The 17,012-nt window shown below is 41.0% G+C and carries 11 protein-coding genes and 3 pseudogenes; 12 read left to right on the top strand and 2 right to left on the bottom strand.

Features of this window, described 5'->3' with window-relative positions:
- Nucleotides 1–21: 21 nt before the first annotated feature.
- Both A3835_02470 and A3835_02475 read right to left on the bottom strand, forming a co-directional pair.
- Nucleotides 22–1,271 (bottom strand): annotated as a pseudogene (locus A3835_02470) (hypothetical protein).
- 121 nt (nt 1,272–1,392) lie between these two features.
- Nucleotides 1,393–2,490: a competence protein gene (locus A3835_02475; GenBank protein ORI08434.1), complete on the bottom strand. Its 1,098-nt coding sequence runs from the start codon at nt 2,488–2,490 to the stop codon at nt 1,393–1,395.
- Nucleotides 2,491–2,586: 96 nt separating this feature from the next.
- Here A3835_02475 and A3835_02480 point away from each other — a divergent pair, with 96 nt between their 5' ends.
- The 12 genes and pseudogenes from A3835_02480 to A3835_02535 all read left to right on the top strand — a co-directional run bounded on the left by A3835_02480 (nt 2,587) and on the right by A3835_02535 (nt 17,006).
- Nucleotides 2,587–5,343 carry an isoleucine--tRNA ligase gene (locus tag A3835_02480; protein ID ORI08435.1) on the top strand — a complete coding sequence of 919 codons (2,757 nt, stop codon included), beginning with the start codon at nt 2,587–2,589 and terminating at the stop codon, nt 5,341–5,343.
- A 99-nt stretch (nt 5,344–5,442) separates the two neighbouring features.
- Nucleotides 5,443–6,801, top strand: a complete 1,359-nt coding sequence (gene gatA / locus A3835_02485) for an aspartyl/glutamyl-tRNA amidotransferase subunit A (GenBank protein ORI08436.1) — start codon at nt 5,443–5,445, stop codon at nt 6,799–6,801.
- A 4-nt stretch (nt 6,802–6,805) separates the two neighbouring features.
- A pseudogene (locus A3835_02490) lies at nt 6,806–8,253 on the top strand (IMP dehydrogenase).
- Nucleotides 8,253–9,359: a homoserine O-acetyltransferase gene (metX, locus tag A3835_02495; GenBank protein ORI08437.1), complete on the top strand. Its 1,107-nt coding sequence runs from the start codon at nt 8,253–8,255 to the stop codon at nt 9,357–9,359. The pseudogene A3835_02490 and the gene metX overlap by 1 nt, the downstream one beginning before the upstream one ends.
- Nucleotides 9,360–9,362: 3 nt before the next feature.
- Nucleotides 9,363–9,554 (top strand): exodeoxyribonuclease VII small subunit, encoded by a 192-nt coding sequence (locus tag A3835_02500; protein ORI08438.1) that lies wholly within the window; start codon nt 9,363–9,365, stop codon nt 9,552–9,554.
- Nucleotides 9,547–10,341: a carbon-nitrogen hydrolase gene (locus tag A3835_02505; protein ID ORI08439.1), complete on the top strand. Its 795-nt coding sequence runs from the start codon at nt 9,547–9,549 to the stop codon at nt 10,339–10,341. Before A3835_02500 ends, A3835_02505 begins: the two co-directional genes overlap by 8 nt.
- 74 nt (nt 10,342–10,415) lie before the next feature.
- Complete coding sequence (locus A3835_02510; GenBank protein ID ORI08440.1) at nt 10,416–10,739, top strand: hypothetical protein; 324 nt, start codon at nt 10,416–10,418, stop codon at nt 10,737–10,739.
- Nucleotides 10,740–10,854: 115 nt separating this feature from the next.
- The gene (locus tag A3835_02515; protein ORI08753.1) at nt 10,855–12,162 is read left to right on the top strand and encodes a UDP-N-acetylmuramate--L-alanine ligase; all 1,308 of its coding nucleotides are present in this window, start codon (nt 10,855–10,857) and stop codon (nt 12,160–12,162) included.
- Nucleotides 12,162–12,479, top strand: a complete 318-nt coding sequence (locus A3835_02520; protein ID ORI08441.1) for a hypothetical protein — start codon at nt 12,162–12,164, stop codon at nt 12,477–12,479. Before A3835_02515 ends, A3835_02520 begins: the two co-directional genes overlap by 1 nt.
- Nucleotides 12,473–12,817 (top strand): hypothetical protein, encoded by a 345-nt coding sequence (locus tag A3835_02525; GenBank protein ORI08442.1) that lies wholly within the window; start codon nt 12,473–12,475, stop codon nt 12,815–12,817. The genes A3835_02520 and A3835_02525 overlap by 7 nt, the downstream gene beginning before the upstream one ends.
- Complete coding sequence (locus A3835_02530; GenBank protein ID ORI08443.1) at nt 12,814–15,018, top strand: DNA strand exchange inhibitor protein; 2,205 nt, start codon at nt 12,814–12,816, stop codon at nt 15,016–15,018. The genes A3835_02525 and A3835_02530 overlap by 4 nt, the downstream gene beginning before the upstream one ends.
- A gap of 75 nt (nt 15,019–15,093) precedes the next feature.
- A pseudogene (locus A3835_02535) lies at nt 15,094–17,006 on the top strand (diguanylate phosphodiesterase).
- Nucleotides 17,007–17,012: the final 6 nt, after the last annotated feature.

The following is a 17,012-nucleotide window of genomic DNA, read 5'->3' on the forward strand; positions in this document are numbered from 1 at the left end:
GACTAGCTCGGGACTTTGGTTTTATTTTATAACGGCTAGTTTGCCTGTGTCTGCGTTTTTATTTACCTCGTTTTGGACGTTTGAGGCTTGGATAAGTTCAAATTTATATGGTGGCTCAAATGGCGGCTTAGTTAGCTTTTCACAAACGCTACCTTTTTTAGAAAGGTCTATGTTGCCGCTTTCAAAAATGGTGCCTTTGTTACACTTGTAGCTTATTTTGACGCCATTTGTAAAGTAGTTGTTTTGAGCGTATATTAGCGAGCCAAAGCGCACGTCAATGGCGTATTTTTGGTCATAGAAGCCATCTTTTGAGTCATAAAAGTTGTTATAGACGTGCACCTTTGCATTGTGTACCATAGGTAAGCGTTGCGCGCAGTTGTCAAAAACGTTATGAGCGACCGTTATAGTCCTTGTTTCGCTGCTGCCGTCGGAGTCTCTTGAGCCAATTAACATCGTTTTGTCATGGTTTTCAAAGATGTTGTGCGAGATCGTGATAGCCGCACTGTCTCCCTTGATGTCGCATAGTCCGTCGTAAGTCTGCCATTTGGTAAGCTCTCCGCCTGCTAAATGCACATGATCAAGCTCGACCGTGTCCTTAAAATGGCAGTGATCTACCCAGATGTTTTTGCTTGACTCTATGCTGACGCCGTCATATTGCGCATTAAAGCCGTCATTTTTTTGTATATCTGGAAATGGATCAAAAGCATCTTCGATCTTCATATTGCGGACCGCGATATTTTGGACATTTTTTAACAAAAGTGAGCCGCCTTTTATTCCTGAGTTTTCGCCTAAGCCGATTATTGTGGTGTTGCTAGCTACCGGCACTACGATGAGCTTTTCCACTCGTTGGCTAAATTTTTGCGAAGCGCTGCTAACTTTGGATCTTGTGAACCGTCTAAATTTGCACGACATGAGGCGCCGTAAGCCTGCATAAATTTGGCATAAGAGCTAAACTCGCCACCGCTAATCTCACTTATAAATTTATCCAACCCATCGCTATTGCCATTTTGTGGGATCTTGCCTTCGCTAAGGTCTATGAGCCCATCCACATAGATGACGTAACCACCCATTTGAGCGTATTTTACGAGCTCTTGCCTATCTTTTACGACGACTTCTTTACTCTCTTTGCCGGCGTATCCGCCAAAATTTTGCTCTGCACCAATGCTAGCGTAACCAAAGGGTGAGTCGCTTGCTTTTATCTCGCCTGCTTGAGCTAGAGCACTAAATGCAAATAACTAAGAAACGGCGAGAAACAATATCTTTTTAAACATCTTTAGCCTCCCAAATTTGGCTTTTTATTTTTGATCTTCTGTTAGAAAATCGCTGCCGAATTTTATTTTGGCTCATTAAATTTAGCGTAAGACTTTTATAAATTTTTAGTAAAGTCAAATTTTACGCGAAAAATATCTCGCTTTTTAGGCGAAGTAGGCATAAATAGGCGCTCAGAACGCTCTGCTCTCTAATGTAGTTGCGATCTCCTTTTAAAAGAAGTCTCTCAACCTCGATGTTGCCGTTTCTATCGCCAGCTGCGACGTAGACCGTGCCAACTGGCTTGCTAGCTGTGCCCCCGCCCGGTCCTGCGATACCGCTAATAGCAAGTGCAAAGTCCGCATTTGTCGTGCTTAGCGTGCCTTTTACCATAGCTTTTACGCAAGGCTCGCTCACAGCTCCGTAAGTATCTAAAATTTCATCCTCAACGCCTAGCCACTCGTGTTTTATGTGATTTGCATAGGTTACTAACGAGCCATCAAAGCTAGCTGAGATGCCGCCATATCTTGCAAATTTAGCTGCCGCAAGCCCAGCTGTGCAAGACTCGGCAAATGAAATTTTAAGTCCCTTTTGCATGAGCCTTTTTGCTACAAATTTGATCACATCTTTTTGCGGGATAAATTTTTGCGAAAATAGCGTTTTTACGCCTTGTAAAAAGCTCTCGATCTGGCCAAATTTATTACTTTTTGCCCTTACTAGTATTAAATTTGGCAGGATCTGCGCAAGAGTGATATCAACTTCATAAGTTTTAGCAAGTGGCAGTATAAGGATCTTAGCGCTATCTGCGTCGATGTCTATTAGATGAAAGTAGCTAAAATCAGGCTCGTACTCGGTGAGAAACTCGCCTAGCTCTTCATTTGGATTAGCTTTTATGAGATTTATCTGAGCGTTATTTAGGCTGGCTAAAAAGCTATTTTTTGAGTAGTCTAAGCTATCTTTAAGTGCAAGTGTCGTGCTATCTTTTAGCTCAAGCGAGCCCCCAGTTAGCGTCGCTACGATCTTTGCAGCGATAGCAAAATTTTCATCCGAGCCAAAAATGCTTACAAAGTCGTAATCTTTTGATAAATTTTCGATGATAAAAGGCAGCTCTTTGCTATTTTTGGGAGCAAAACTGACAACTCCAAGCTCGCCAAAATGATCCTCGTAACTTTGAAAAATGTAGTTTAGAAATTCTCTATTTATCTCAAGATCTTCGCCTATTATCAAGATACTTTGTCTCATTTTTAAGCTCCTTTTTTTTGCCTCATTATACTATTTTTCAGTGTGATTTAACCAGCACAGGTGTAAAATTAGCAAATTTTAAAATCAAGGTAAAAAATGGACTACAAAGAGACACTTTTACTCCCAGAGACAAATTTCCCGATGCGCGGAAATCTCCCACAAAATGAACCACAAAGACTAAAATCATGGTACGAAGACCGCAAGGTTTACGAAAAAATGAAGAAAAATCGCCAAAATGCGGCTAAAAATTTCAACATCCACGACGGCCCTCCGTATGCAAACGGCCACCTACACATCGGCCACGCGTTAAATAAAATTTTAAAAGATATCATTACAAAAACGCACTATTTTTACGGCGAAAACGTCCGCTACGTGCCAGGCTGGGACTGCCACGGCTTGCCGATCGAGCAGCAAGTCGAAGTAAAGCTTGGCGATAAGAAAAAAGAGCTTAGTAAGGTCGAGATCAGAGAGCTTTGCAGGCAGCACGCGAGAGAATTTATAGACATTCAAAGAAATGAATTTAAAAGCCTTGGCATCATCGGCGACTTTGAAAATCCATACATGACGATGAAATTTGAGTTTGAGGCTGACATCTACAAAGCACTTTGCGAGATCGCTAAAAAAGGCCTTTTGATAGAAAGAAGCAAGCCAGTTTACTGGAGCTGGGCAGCTAGATCGGCGCTGGCTGAAGCTGAGGTCGAGTACGAGGAGAAAGAGGACTACTCTATTTACGTAGCCTTTGAGCTTGATAACGACGCGCTAGAAAAGCTTGGCGTAAAAGAGGCGAGCGCTGTCATCTGGACGACTACGCCTTGGACACTTCCAGCAAATCAAGCCATAAGCCTAAAACCAGATGAAATTTACGTGCTAACGGCTGAAAATTTGATCTTTGCAAAGCCACTACTTGAGAGTATCGTGGAAAGCGGTCTAAGCAAGGGCGAAGTAAAAAAAGAGTTTAAATCAAGCTTGCTTGAAAACACTCACGCGATAAATCCATTAAACGGCAGAAAGTCACGATTTTTGCTAGGTGATCACGTTATGATGGATGGTGGTACTGGACTTGTTCATACAGCTCCAGGACACGGCGAGGACGACTACTACGTATGTTTGAAATATGGCTTTAGTGAAATTTTGATGCCAGTTGATGATGGTGGCTGCTACGATGAGAGCCTAAAACATCACGGACTATTTAGAAGCGACATGGTAGATGAGTTTGTCGGTATGCACATCTTTAAAGCAAATGAAAAAATTTTAGAGCTACTTGGCAAAAATTTACTTAGCGTCTCTAAATTTAGACACTCTTATCCATTCTGCTGGAGAACACATAAGCCTGTTATTTATAGAGCTACAAAGCAGTGGTTTATTGCTATGGATGAGGCAAAACTAGGCGGAAAAACACTTAGACAAACAGCGCGCGAGGAGCTTGAAAAGGTTAAATTTTACCCAAGCGTTGGTATAAAAAGAATAGGCTCAATGATAGAAAATCGCCCAGACTGGTGCATCTCACGTCAGCGTGACTGGGGCGTGCCGATCGCGTTTTTCAGAGATAAAGCGACAAAAGAAGTTATATTTGATAGTGAAATTTTAGACCACATCGTGGCTATCTTTAAAGAAAAAGGCGCTGATGCGTGGTGGGCGCTAAGCATAGACGAGCTTTTGCCAAAGGGCTCAAAGTACAAGGCTGAAAATTTAGAAAAAGTGATGGATATCCTTGATGTTTGGTTTGATAGCGGCTCGACATGGCATGCGGTCTTGCAAAGCGATAACTACGACGCTGGCAAATACCCTTCAAGCATGTATCTAGAAGGCTCAGATCAGCACCGCGGCTGGTTTCAAAGCTCGCTTCTAGTAAGCACAGCTATAAATTCTCACGCACCTTATGAGAGCATATTAACTCACGGCTTTACAGTCGATGCTAAGGGCGAGAAGATGAGTAAGAGCAAGGGCAATGTCATCGCTCCACAAGACGTAGCCAAGACTCACGGCGTGGAAATTTTACGCCTTTGGGTTGGCATGAGTGATTACTCAAGTGACCTAAAAATAAGCGAAGATATATTAAAACAAATAAGCGAGCAATACCGCAAAATCCGCAACACTATACGCTTCTTACTAGCAAACGTAAATGATCTTGTGAGCTTAAATACAGAGTTTAACATCCTTGATAAGTGGATATTAGCTCGTGCTAAAAAGGTCTTTGACGAGGCGAGCGCTTGCTTTAGAAACTACGACTTTTCAAAGGGCTTTAATATCCTTTTAAATTTCCTATCAGCCGATCTTAGCGGCGTATATCTTGATGTTTGCAAAGATAGACTTTACTGCGACGCAAAAGACGCCCCAAGAAGAAGATCAGCTCAAAGCGCGATGGCGATCATCACAAAGGCGCTTTTACCACTCATCGCTCCAACGCTTACTTACACCGTTGATGAGGTGATGGACTATGCTCCAAAGATCATCAAGGGCGAGGCAAAAGACGCGTTTGATCTAGTCTATGAGCCAATCAAATTCGACCTTAGCTTTGAAGATGAGCTACTTTTTGCCAGTAGGGAGAAATTTAACGAGATCGTGGACGTTCTTAAGAAGGACAAAAAGATAAAATCAACCCTAGAGCTAAGTCTAGAAACCACAAACCACAACATCACAAGCTACGACGAGCGCGAAGTGGCCGATCTTTACATGGTAAGCTCGGTTAGAGCTTATGATGATAGCGAGCCACTAGCCGAGTTTGAGTTTGAGGGTGATAAATTTAAGATCATAGCAAGCAACCTTCACAAATGCCCAAGATGCTGGAAATTTAATGCTAGCAAAGAAGATGCGCTATGCCCAAGATGCGAAGAGGTCATAAGTGCTAAGTGAGCCAGTAAGCGTAAGTATCATAGTAGTAACGATCGCTGTGGTGGTCGTTGTTAGCTTGTTTGGCATATTTTTGGTTAATAAATTTAAAGGATAAAAATAGTGGTAACTTTAAAAGAAGCTTTGAAATTTTCAGCTGAAGAGATAAAAAATTTAAGAGCCGAGCTTGAGGAAAAAATCATAAAAGAAAAAGAGCTTGGCGCTTATGTCGAGCAGCTAGCAAATTTAGAGATCGCAAAACTAGGCGAGGGCGTGCCTATCGCTATAAAAGACAACATCCAAGTAAAAGGCTGGAGCGTCACAAGTGCTTCTAAAATTTTACAAGGCTACGTAGCACCTTACAACGCAACCGTTATCGAGAAGCTACTTAGCAAAAATTTAGCTCCATTTGGCCGCACAAATATGGACGAATTTGCGATGGGAAGCACGACTGAGAGCTCATTTTACGGCAAAACACTAAACCCACTAAATCATGCTCACGTCCCAGGTGGCAGTAGTGGTGGCTCAGCAGCAGCAGTCGCAGCTGGCCTTGCAGTAGCCGCACTTGGTAGTGACACTGGTGGCTCGATCCGCCAACCAGCGGCATTTTGCGGATGCGTAGGGCTTAAGCCAACTTATGGTAGAGTGAGCAGATATGGCCTTGGTGCCTACTCAAGCAGCCTTGATCAAATAGGACCTATCGCTCAAAACGTAGAAGATGCAGCCATTTTATATGACGCGATCGCTGGACACGACCCAAAAGATAGCACGAGCGCAGATGTGCCGTTTGTGAGCGTTAGCGACAAGATAGATGGCGAGAAGAAGCTAAAAATTTGTGTCATCAAAAACTACGTCGAAAACGCAAGCGAGCAGACAAAAGCTGCTTTAAATTTAGCCATAGAAAAGCTAAAATCACACGGACACAGCGTAACTTACACAAATTTTGAAGACTCAAAATATGACGTCGCAGCCTACTACATCATCGCAACCGCAGAGGCAAGCGCAAATTTAAGCCGCTACGATGGAGTAAGATATGGCAGACGTGCAGAGGCTAGAAATTTAAAAGAGCTATATGTAAATTCACGCTCAGAAGGCTTTGGCGAAGAGGTAAAAAGAAGAATTTTGCTTGGTACATTTGTACTAAGTAGCGGATACTACGATGCTTACTACATCAAAGCGCAAAAAGCAAGAGCACATATAAAAGCTCAGTACGAGAAAATTTTAGAAGAAAATGATCTCATCTTCATGCCAGTTGCTCCAAGCACAGCTTATAAATTTGGAGCACACAGCGATCCGCTTCAAGCCTATCTAAGCGACATCTACACGATTAGCGTAAATTTAGCAGGCCTACCAGCTATCTCTGTGCCAGTTGGCAAAGATGATCAAAATTTAAACGTGAGCGCCCAGCTCATCGCAAAAGCGTGGGACGAACAGACCTTGATAAATGGTGCTAAGAGCCTAGAAAATTTAATAAAAGGATAAAAATATGAAGATAGTAAAGAGAGCTTTAACATTTGAGGATGTGCTTCTTGTGCCGCAATACTCTGAAATTTTGCCAAAGCAAGTTGATGTCAAAACCAGGATCAGCAAAAACGTCACGCTAAATATCCCGATCGTCTCTGCTGCGATGGATACGGTGACTGAGCATAGAACTGCTATCATGATGGCAAGGCTGGGCGGTATCGGCGTCATCCACAAAAACATGGACATCGAAAGCCAGGCAAAAGAGGTCAAGCGCGTTAAAAAAAGCGAAAGTGGCGTTATCATCGATCCTATCTTTATAAATCCAGAAGCGACCGTGGCTGAAGCTCTAAGCCTTATGTCAGATCTTCATATTTCAGGCGTTCCAGTCATCGATAAGGACCGTAAATTAATAGGAATTTTAACAAATCGCGATTTGAGATTTGAGACAAATATGAATACTTTGGTAAAAGATCGCATGACAAAAGCACCGCTAATTACTGCACCAAAGGGATGCACGCTTGATGATGCGGAGAAAATTTTCTCTCAAACAGAGTTGAAAAACTACCTATCGTCGATAAAGACGGCAAGCTTGACGGCCTTATCACCATAAAAGATCTAAAAAAACGTAAAGAGTATCCAAACGCAAACAAAGATAGCTACGGCAGACTTCGAGTGGCTGCGGCTATTGGCGTGGGTCAGATAGACCGCGCTAAAGCGCTAGTTGATGCTGGTGTAGATGTCATCGTCATCGACTCAGCTCACGGCCACTCAAAGGGCATCATCGATACTTTAAAAGAGGTAAAAGCAAATTTTAATGTCGATGTCGTAGCTGGCAATATTGCAAATCCAGCAGCTGTAAAAGACCTAGCAGAAGCAGGAGCTGATGGCATAAAAGTGGGCATTGGACCAGGATCAATATGCACCACAAGGATCGTTGCTGGTGTTGGCGTGCCTCAAATTTCAGCTATCGATGACTGCGCAAGCGAAGCAGCGAAATATGGCATCCCAGTTATCGCTGACGGCGGTTTAAAATACTCAGGTGACGTGGCAAAAGCCCTTGCAGCAGGTGCAGCTTGCGTTATGGCGGGAAGCTTACTTGCAGGTTGCGAGGAGAGCCCAGGCGAGCTTATAACATTCCAAGGTCGCCAATACAAAGTATATCGCGGCATGGGCTCAATAGGCGCTATGACAAAGGGCAGTTCAGACCGCTACTTCCAAGAGGGCACCGCTCAAGATAAGCTTGTACCTGAAGGCATCGAAGGCCGTGTACCATTTGCTGGTAGCATAAAAGATGTGATCCATCAGCTAATAGGCGGCCTAAGAAGCGCTATGGGCTATGTTGGCGCAAAAGATATCCCAACTCTTCAAGAAAGAGCTGAATTTGTCGAGATAACAAGCGCTGGACTAAAAGAGAGCCACGTCCACGACGTAGTTATCACTCACGAGGCACCAAACTACAAAGTCAATTAGTGTTAAACCTGCAAACTAGAACTATTAAATTTAACGAGCCACTCTATCTTGAGAGTGGCCGTATGCTATCAAATTTTAAGCTTATTTATGAGACTTACGGCACGCTAAATGCCGATAAAAGCAACGTTATCGTCATCTGCCACGCACTAACAGGCTCGCACCACGCAGCTGGCACCTACGCAGCTGATGAGAAAGCTGGCTGGTGGGACGGGCTAATAGGCAGTAAAAAGGCGGTTGATACCGATAAATTTTACGTTATCTGCGTAAATATCCTAGGCTCGTGCTTTGGCTCTACCTCACCACTAAGTGTGGATAGAAGCAGTGGCAAAGAGTATAGGCTAAATTTCCCAGTCCTTGCCATAAGTGATGTGGTAAAGGCGCAAATGAGGTTATTTAGCGAGCTTGGTATCACAAGAGCAAGAGCCGTTATCGGCGGCAGTCTTGGCGGTATGCAGGCACTTTGCTACGCTATCGAGTTTCCAGAGTTTGCCCAAGATATCATAATGCTTGCAAGTACCTATCAGACTAAGCCATGGGCGATAGCGTTTAACAAAATCGCCATCGAAGCCATTTTAAACGATGAAAATTTCAAAAACGGCGAATATGACGTGGAATTTATAAGAAAAAATGGGCTAAAAGGTATGGCTTTTGGCAGGATGGCAGGGCATATCAGCTTTTTAAGCCCTGATAGCATGGATGAGAAATTTGGACGAAACTACGTGGAGACAGACGGTCTTTACGAGCTTTCTGGGCGCTTTCAGGTGGATCGCTACATGGAGTACAACGGTTACAACTTCCCAAAGAGGTTTGACCCACTAAGCTACCTATATATCGTAAAAATGATGAACATCTTTGACTGTACAAGACACTATGACAATCTAAAAGACGCTCTTGCACCGATCAAAGCAAATTTACATCTAATCGCTTTCAAAGGCGATCTACTCTTTCCGCCAAGCTGTATGAGAGAAATTTATGACGCACTTTGTGAGATGGGGCGAGAGTTGAAGACAAATTTTGTAGAGATAGATAGCAACTACGGCCACGACGCATTTTTGGTTGAGATAGAAAAATTTGATGGATATATAAAAAATATATTAAAAGGATAGAAGATGGAGCAAAAAGAGCAAAGTTTTGAAGAGAAATTAGCCCTAGCAGATAAAATTTTAAACGATCTAAACAAAGATGATGTGAGCCTGGAAAATAGCATAAAACTACACGAGCAGGGTAAAAAGCTATTAAATGAAGCAAGAGAAATTTTAGAAAACGCAAAACTTAGCATAAAGCAGGTGGACGATGAGTAGAATTTGCGCCCTTCAGCTACCAACGCAGCCTTTAAGCGAGGCGAGGCTTGATTATTATCTAAAAATTTGTGCGGACGAAAATGCAAGGCTAGTTGTGCTTGGTGAATATGTGCTAAATAGCTTTTTTAAAGAGCTTATTGGCATGCCAAAAAGCCTTATAAAAGAGCAAAGCGAGCGCAAGAAAGAGGCTCTTTTTGCAATGGCAAAAAAGTATGATCTAAATATTGTTGCACCCATTGTAAATCTAAAAGGCAAGGAAATTTTTAAAAGTCTAGCTAAATTTACCCCAACACAAGTCAAGCTATATGATCAGCAAATTCTCATGCCTTACGCTCACTGGAATGAGGCGAAATTCTTTAATAACACAAGCGATGAGCTAAATTTACCTATCTTTACATATGATAAATTTAAGGTTGGCGTCATGTTTGGCTTCGAGGCGCACTTTGATGTGTGCTGGGCCTATATGAGCGCTAAAAAGGTCGATATCGTGCTCGTGCCAACGGCTTGTACATTTTTTTCTCAGGCGCGCTGGGAGGAGCTTTTAAAGGTTAGGGCCTTTACAAACAACGTCTATGTGCTACGTGTAAACCGCGTAGGTAGCCACAAGAGCGACGATGAGCAGTGGAGTTTTTATGGAGATTCTATGCTTATTAATCCATTTGGTGAGATCAAAAATAGACTTGGTAAAAATGAAGAGATGATGATCGATGAGCTTAGTAAAAAGGAGCTTAGCGAGGCTAGAAGCACCTGGGGCTTTATGCATATAGAGGCGAAATTTAAAAGATAAAAGAAAGCCGTAACTGGACGGGAAAGTGAGCTTAACAAGAATGAGTGCTCTTTAAAGGAATTTTGGAGTGAAATTTGAAACGAAGTGACGTTGAGAGATACATAAAAGAGAAATTTGACGTTTTAGGTGAGCAAATTTTCCCAAAATATCCAAAATTTAGTGCCTTTCGTCACAAGAAAAATGAGAAGTGGTTTGCGCTACTTATGGAGATAAGCGCTAGCAAGCTTGGGCTTGAAAGTGACGAAATGATAGATATTTTAAATCTAAAATGTAGCCCTGATCTAGCGATGGTACTAGTCGATGAGCAGCAAATTTTTAAAGCCTATCACATGAATAAAAAGCATTGGATAAGTGTAAATTTAAACTCCAAAATCTCACAAAAAACAGTCTTTGACTGATAGACGAGAGCTTTACCTTAAGCAAATAAAAGCCATTTTTCAGCCTTAAATTTAGTAGTTTTTGTTAAAATCACGAAAAACTTAAGGATAAAATTTGCAAGAGCTAAACAATGAGATCAAAAAAGTCCATTTCATAGGCATTGGCGGCATCGGCATCTCAGCCATCGCTAGATTTTTACACGAAAAAGGCCACAAGATAAGTGGCAGCGACATCAAAGAGAGCAAGACGACTCTTGAGCTTCAAGATGAAGGAATCGAGGTTATCACTCCGCACTGTAAAGAGGCGATAAAAGACCAAGACTTTGTGGTCTACTCAGCGGCGATAAAAGACGACAATATCGAGCTAGTGGAGGCCAGAAACAAGGGCATAAAGTGTTTTTCTAGAAAAGAAATTTTGCCTTATGTGCTTGAAGATAAATGTGTCTTTGCGGTAGCTGGCGCGCACGGCAAAAGCACCACCTCAGCGATGCTAGCAAGCCTCATTGAGGGCTCAGTGATCATTGGCGCCATCTCAAAGCAGTTTGGCTCAAATATGCGCTATGCAAAGAGCGATAACGTCGTATTTGAGGCAGATGAGAGCGACTCGAGCTTCCTAAACTCAAACCCATATCTAGCCATTGTCACCAACGCAGAGCCAGAGCACATGGAGCACTACGACTACGATCTAGCTAAATTTTACGCAGCCTACAAGGGCTTTTTGGAACGCGCGAAAGTTAGAGTAATAAACGCTGAGGACGAGTTTTTAAGCACGCTTAAGCTTGATGCGATCAGGCTCTATCCAAGTACCGATATAACTGAGCTTACGATGGTGGTAAGAGACTATCAGCCATACACCAGCTTTAATCTTAAAAATTTAGGCAAATTTGAAGCCTTTGGTATGGGCGAGCACATCGCCATAGACGCCTCTTTGGCCATTCTTGCTGCGATGCACGAGACTCCGCTAAAAGATATCAGAGAAAATTTACTAAATTTTAAAGGCATAAAAAAGCGTTTTGACATACTTTGTGCAAACAAAAATTTTGTCCTAATAGACGACTACGCACACCATCCAACCGAGATAAAAGCGACGTTAAAATCAGTCTTTGAATACGCCAAAATTTTAGGCATAAACAGCGTCACAGCAATATTTCAGCCACACCGCTACACAAGGCTTAGCACAAATTTAGCTGGCTTTAAAGAGTGTTTTAAAGGTGTCGATGAGCTTGTTATCTTGCCAGTTTATGCAGCCGGTGAAAATCCGATCGAGGTTGATATGAAGAGCGAATTTAGCGAGTATAACCCGATCTTTACAGACAAGGTTGAGCGAGTCGAGGACGGCATCGAATTTACAGATGAATTTGGTGTCAAAAACCGCCTAAGTGACGGCATCGTAGTTGGTTTTGGAGCGGGTGATATCAGCGTGCAGCTAAGAGGCGGCTACTAATGGATCTAAGTAGCTTCAAGCACCAAGATGAAAATGAAATTTTAAAAGAGATAAAAGAAAAAGAGCTAAGTTGTGATGAAATTTCTAGCCTTATAAATTTAGGCAAAAAAGATATCTTGATCGCGCTTGCAAGGGAGCAAAAGCTAAGTAGTGCTCAGATAAAAGATATGTTACCAAATGCCCCGTATATGGCTGTTTGCTTGCTAGTTGAAAAGCAAGATATCAGTGAGGTTAGGGCAGAAATTTTAGACAAGATCGAGCCTCATGCTGAGCTTTACAAAGAGCTTATCGTAAAATATAAAGGCGTGAAATGGTAAGAAATTTGATCCTAATCGCTGGCTTTATCGTACTTTTTGGAGCGATCTGGGCGATAAAAGATGAAAAGATCAGCAAAGGTATAAAAGCACTCGTTAGTGCGGTGCTTGTAGCGATCCTTGTTTGTGTCTATTTTTACGAAGAGAATTTATCAAAAAACGAGGATGCTATCTCAAAGCTAGTTAGCGATTTTAAACAGGGCAAAACACTAAAATGTGGTGAATATAACGTGAGCGCTGAGAAATTTAACTACGAATTTGGCACAGCGTCATTTTTGGCTAAAAGAGAATTTAGTGATCTCTCAGGCGTTATCGTGCCGATAAAAAGTTGTGAGCAATGACTGAAGAGATATTTTTAAAGCTTGATTTGGGCGAGTATTTAGAGAAATTTAACTCTTTTTTAGCAAGGCAAAAACCGCTATTTTTGCAAGGCGACAGTAAAATCCACTTTGAAAACATTAGCGAGCTTTCAAAGTATGATTTTAAGGCGCCTGATGAGATAAAAGAGCTTGATGACGCACTTATGAGACTTAGCAAGCAAGCAGTGCTTCACATCAGTGAAATTTACGAGTTTGCAAAGATTATTAAATATTTTTCATATCTAAAAAAGCAAAAATTTGAAGGCAGGCTTGGCGAGTGGATCGCAAAGGTAGAAATCCCTGAAGCGATAAGCCAGATGGCAAACAGCTTTGATGAAAACGGCGAGTTTAGTGACAGCGTGGATGAGAGATTTTATGCGATAAAGCAGGCGTTTAGTGAGAAAAAACGCCAGATCGACGCTGAGCTTAAAAAGCTTATCTACTCAAAGCATATCACGCCCTATCTAGTCGATACCCAGACGCACTACATCAACTCGCAAGAGGCACTTTTGGTGCGTGGCGGCTTTAATCACGCCCTAAAAGGCACCGTGATCGCTAGAAGCTCAAGTGGCTACTTCTACGTCGCTCCTGCAAGCACCGAGCGCCTAAAAAAGGAGCAAAGCGAGCTACTTGATAGAAAAGAGGAGATCATTTTTGAGCACTGTAAGAAATTTAGCTTGCAGATGAGCAAGAGCCTGCTTTTTTTGAAATTTATAAATAACGCTTTTGATCAGTTTGACGCATATCAGGCTCGTGTAAATTTGGCTAGATCACGTGACTATGAGTTTGTTTTGCCAAACAGCTCACACGTTATCAAGCTTGAGAAATTTGCCCACCCGGCGCTAAAAAATCCAAAGAGCGTGAGTGTGGATTTTAGTAAAAAGGTACTTTTAATAACCGGTGTAAATGCTGGCGGTAAGTCGATGCTTTTAAAATCAATCATCTCAGCCGCGCTACTTGCAAAATATTTACTACCTATGCGTATCGACGCAAATCGCTCAAGCATCGGCTCTTTTAAAGAATTTGACGCGATCATAGAAGATCCGCAAAGCGTAAAAAATGACATCTCGACCTTTGCTGGCAGGATGGTGCATTTTGCAAGGCTTTTTACTAAAAAATCGATCATCATCGGCATCGACGAGATCGAGCTTGGCACCGACTTCGAGGAGGCTGCGAGCTTGTATGGCGTCATGATAGAGCGTCTCATCACTCAAGATATCAAAATGATCATCACGACCCACCACAAGCGCCTTGCGATGTTGCTAGCTAAAAATCCAGAGGTTGAGCTAGTGGCGGCACTTTACGACGAGACGGCACAAAGGCCAAAATTTGAGTTTTTAAAAGGCACGATCGGCAAGTCTTATGCCTTTGAAACAGCGGCAAGATACGGCATATCTCAAAATCTAGTGGCGCAGGCTAAGAAAATTTATGGTGAAGATAAAGAGAATTTGAACGAGATCATCACAAAGACGCTAAATTTACAAACTAAGCTTGATGAGGGCATAAAAGAGGTCACGGCAAAAGAGGAGCGGCTGGAGCGCTTGCTCGAGGAGCAAAAAGAGCTAAAAGAGAAAAATGAGATCAAGCTAAATGCGACTATTTCACGTCTGGAAAAAGAGTATTTTGAAGCAATAAATGCGGCAAAAGCGGTTATAAATTTCAAGGATATAAAAGACAAACAAAGAGCGCTAAATGTGGCAAATGAGAAAAAAGCTGCTATCGTTAAGCCTAAAAAAACTGAGCGTGAGAGCCTAAAAGTAGGCGATAGAGTGAAGTATGAAAATATAAAAGGCACGGTTTTAAGCATCTCAAAAAATGATGCAACGATCGAATCAAATGGCATAAATCTGCGCGTGCCACTTGAGCTTTTAAGAAAAAATGGCAACGAAGTAGTCTTGCCTAAAAAAGGTGGTGTGAGCCTAAATGTCGATAAGCCAAAGTCTGCCTCGCTCTCAATTGATCTACACGGCATGAGAGCTGACGAGGCGATAGCAAAGCTTGATAAATTTATCTCAGATAGTCTTGTTATGGGGTTTGATGAGGTTAGTGTATTTCACGGTATCGGTACAGGTAAGCTTGCCTTTGCTGTTAAAAATTTCTTAAAAGAGCATCCAAGTGTGAAAGAGTTTTTTGACGCACCTGCGAATCAGGGTGGATACGGCGCTAAAATAGTCAGGCTTTAACTTTTTTCCAAAAGTTAAAATTTATTTTAAGGTTGATATAATCAGTGCAATTACACAAAACAAGGGAAGTAACTTTTGAGTAACAAGGACGAGCAAACGGGTAAAAATATAAACATCACTAAAACGATTATAGGTTTAGTGTTTGTTTTGGGAAGTATTTTTTTAGTCGAAAACCTGGCAGTTTTTTATTTTAAATTTAATAATGCTTCTGCTGAAAATGGTTTTAATCTTCGAAAGAAAGTTGATTATTTGACATATCAATATGTTGATTATTTCAAAAATGTCAGCAAATATGATGTCGCAAATTTTCAATCTTACATTAACGATAGCGCTATGGGTGATGTCCTTTTATTAAAGGATGATAATAAAAATGGATACAAGGTCGTAGTGTCTTCAGATAAAAGAATAATAAATCAAGAATTTAACGATAAAAGCTGTGGAAATATCTTTGCTCATAATTTCCAAAAAGATTATTTTTGGGCAAAAATTTTGCCAGAAATGCTGCTCAAGTTTGTATGTTTGTACCGGTCGGAGAGTATATATTAGGCTTTAAAGGAAAGGTCGATCAACGTATTACTGGTACGCATGATGAGTACTTTTTTGAGTGGCTTTTAAATAATATGACTTTAACATTTATCTTAAGCTTCGTTGGTGCAATAGTTGCTTTATCTACTTGTATATGGTATGCGGTTAAATATATAAAAGAAAAAAATAACTATAACGCATTAAAAATAGGTACTAAAAAACAGATAGAAGAGCTTGGAGAAAAGCTTTATATCGATCCGATGACTGGACTTTTAAATAAAACAGCATTGGTGCGTGATATTAATAGCTATGAAAATCCTAAAGTAGTGCTTATAGATATTGACGATTTTGGCAAGATGAATGACTTTTACGGTAAATTTGCATGTGACCAGATTTTGGTCAAGATGGCTGATTTGATCAGTGAATTTGCCAAAGATGAGAATATGAAGGCTTACTGCATAGAAGCAGATAGATTTGCTCTGGTAGAAGATAGTGATAGCTTTATCGATAGATATGAAGATATGGTTGAAGATTTGATAGAAATTTTTAAAGGCCGTATGCTAAGTATAGTCGATGAAGATGGCAGAGAGATAGAAGGTATCGAGATACATAGTACAATAGGCTTTGCTCTTGATAGTGACCAAACATTAAGAAAAGCAACAATAGCATTAAAAACAGCAAAAGAGCAAGATAAAGACTATGTTTGCTATTTTAAAGGGCTAAATCAAAAAGAGGAATACGCAACTCAAATAGAACGCTCTAAACTGATACAATACGCCACTATAAATAACAATATTGTTCCTTATTTTCAGCCGATAGTTAATGACCAAAAGGTACCTGTAAAATACGAATGTTTGATAAGACTTTTAGATAGAGGCGATGTTATATCACCAAATGTCTTTTTAGATATCTCAAAGCGTATTAAGCGTTATGCTGATCTTGAGAAACAACTCATTAAAAAGTGTTTTAAACAGCTTGTAGAGGATAAGAATTTAGTACTTTCTATAAATTTAAGCAGTAGAGACATGATCGATGGTGATGTTAGCTCACTTGTTTTAAATTTATTGAACAAGCACAATGTTGCTGGCAGAGTAGTATTTGAGATCGTTGAAGATGAAGAGCTTAAAAATTTAGAGAGAGTTTCAAATTTTATCGAGCGTGTAAAAAGCATGGGTGCAAAGATCGCTATCGATGATTTTGGCTCAGGATATTCAAATTTTTCTTACATTATAAAGATCAAGCCTGACTACGTGAAGATCGATGGCTCTATTATAAAAGATATAGACATAAATAAAGATTCACACTCTATTGCAAGTGCGATCGTAGCATTTGCAAAAGACCTTGGTATAAAAACTATTGCTGAATATGTGCATTCAAAAGAGATATTTGAAATCTGTAAAGAGATCGGTGTAGATGAGTTCCAGGGCTTTTACTTTGGTGCACCAGAGCGTGCCGGCTTATAAGGCACT

Source organism: Campylobacter concisus (assembly GCA_002092835.1).
Lineage (GTDB): Bacteria > Campylobacterota > Campylobacteria > Campylobacterales > Campylobacteraceae > Campylobacter_A > Campylobacter_A concisus_K.

Bases quoted from the DNA above. Each gene is read 5' to 3' on its own strand.
- A3835_02475 (ORI08434.1), bottom strand. From the start codon at position 2,490: ATGAGACAAAGTATCTTGATAATAGGCGAAGATCTTGAGATAAATAGA.
- A3835_02480 (ORI08435.1), top strand. From the start codon at position 2,587: ATGGACTACAAAGAGACACTTTTACTCCCAGAGACAAATTTCCCGATG.
- A3835_02500 (ORI08438.1), top strand. From the start codon at position 9,363: ATGGAGCAAAAAGAGCAAAGTTTTGAAGAGAAATTAGCCCTAGCAGAT.
- A3835_02505 (ORI08439.1), top strand. From the start codon at position 9,547: ATGAGTAGAATTTGCGCCCTTCAGCTACCAACGCAGCCTTTAAGCGAG.
- A3835_02520 (ORI08441.1), top strand. From the start codon at position 12,162: ATGGATCTAAGTAGCTTCAAGCACCAAGATGAAAATGAAATTTTAAAA.
- A3835_02525 (ORI08442.1), top strand. From the start codon at position 12,473: ATGGTAAGAAATTTGATCCTAATCGCTGGCTTTATCGTACTTTTTGGA.
- A3835_02530 (ORI08443.1), top strand. From the start codon at position 12,814: ATGACTGAAGAGATATTTTTAAAGCTTGATTTGGGCGAGTATTTAGAG.